General features: G+C 45.9%; 2 protein-coding genes. Both read right to left on the bottom strand.

The annotated features are described in order from the left end of the window. On the bottom strand, positions 1-491 hold a 491-nt coding region (locus ACFIJL_RS09290), incomplete at its 3' end, for a DUF4815 domain-containing protein (protein WP_375624407.1). A gap of 1 nt (position 492) precedes the next feature. Next, positions 493-1,599, bottom strand: coding sequence for a phage tail protein (locus tag ACFIJL_RS09285; RefSeq protein WP_375624405.1), 1,107 nt, complete (start codon positions 1,597-1,599; stop codon positions 493-495). Positions 1,600-1,674: the final 75 nt, after the last annotated feature.

The following is a 1,674-nucleotide window of genomic DNA, read 5'->3' as shown; positions in this document are numbered from 1 at the left end:
TAAACCGGAAAGAAAGTGCCATTCTGCGCATCCTCTTTTAGTGCCCAGACAAGTTTTGCTACTTCACGTGCCGCTCCAGGCTCTCCTTCTGCCAATGTGCCAGGGACTTGCCCCAACAGCTCTGGATCATCCTCATGGGTAATCCATTTTTTTTGCAGCTTCACACCAATTTCCAAGCGCCCAATCATGGCAACATTGTTGAGTACAGCTTCAGAGACTGGAAAGATATCGCCTGCGATATAAATTTTGCCATCCGTTAACGTTACGGTCCTTGTCTCTTTGTTGACAAAAGCATCAGCCCGTTCAACGCGGTCTCCTTCTTGTGCCACAAGGCGCCCCAATCGGTCATGCCGTCCCCTTATAATGGTTTGAACTTCATTCAATTCACCACTTTGAATAAAGGGACGCGTGCCATAAAAGACAACGCTTTGTTGTTCCTCTTTGCCGCGAGATCTGTCAATTGCAAACGGTAAACCACTTTCATGCTTCATATTAAAACCTCAATAAAATCTTGAATTGTTCGCGAACATCGGCACGCAAAGGAATAGTGATAGGCGTTTTGAGTATCTCTACACCGCCATTTAGCTCATCAGCCCCTAACCAAAGTTTGCCAAGAGGGGTTTGTTGTGCAAGACAGCCATGAACGAGAAGGGAAACAGCGGCGGCTTGTTTGTCCTCAACATCTTCAAAATCTGTGCGGGCTGCAAGAAACAACAGAGTGCCTGTTGTAGAAGGGTTAAATCTGTTGCCACAATGGTTGTAAACACCCTCTAAAACCTGCTCTACAGGCTGGACAATGTTGCATCGGCGATACCCAATCAGAGTATTGTTTTCGTCTCTTAAAGCCAAATAAAGCGTGCGACCATGAAACCATTCTGCCATGAGTATATCGCGTTCATGTTTTTTGACCGAACACCACGGAAAATTTGCCATATCCCATGGATAATCAATAAGGTCCCAGCTTAACTCTTCATCCCCATCATCTATCCAATTGCCAATAAGCCTGCCTTCTTCTCTTGTGAGTGTGTGATTGATTTCTGTTGTGCGTCCAAAGGAAAACAAAGTGCCCCCAGCTGTTAAGCGAACACCGCTTTCATACTCCAACATGCTGTCATCAAGGCGTGACATATTGCCTTCCATGGCTTGCACATCATAACCATAGGTCCCACGGCGAAAATCAGAGCGCAAACTTTTGGAAAGGTCGGTAATCGCTTCAATGGCTTCAAGGCTTTTACGTTCAGGCAACTGATCAAAGTAAAGTTGAAAGGAATTCCACCATGCGCGCCCCGTCCAGGCGGGTTGAAAGCGTGCTGAAATCCCTAACCATTCAAGCCCCATCTCTATTGCCGCAAGGGAGCCGCGAATATTTTGCCATGCAAGACCCTGATCAATTAAATCATAAAGGTTAGAGAAATAAGGGGTTAATTCTTGTAAGCCATATTCATCAATTAAAAAGGGCAACCAAGAAGGCGGACGCGTGATAAATTTCGCGCGAGGTATTTCTTCGAGTGCAGTTTTAACGTGAAGGTCAAGAGCCATTGCTTCTGCAAAACAACGTTCAAACAAGCTAGAATTCGGGGGCAAAAGTGAGGAAAGCATCAATAAGCACGCCCCCGTTCAGACAAAACAATATCCCCTAGTGCGACCGCTTCATCAGGTGCGACCAAAATATCC

This window comes from Bartonella sp. TT119HLJHH (assembly GCF_042193385.1).
GTDB lineage: Bacteria > Pseudomonadota > Alphaproteobacteria > Rhizobiales > Rhizobiaceae > Bartonella.
Note: the sequence above shows the minus strand (reverse complement) of the source record. Positions and strands in the feature narration are given on the sequence as shown.

Coding starts and splice junctions, on each gene's coding strand:
- ACFIJL_RS09285 (WP_375624405.1), bottom strand. CDS start 1,599: ATGCTTTCCTCACTTTTGCCCCCGAATTCTAGCTTGTTTGAACGTTGT.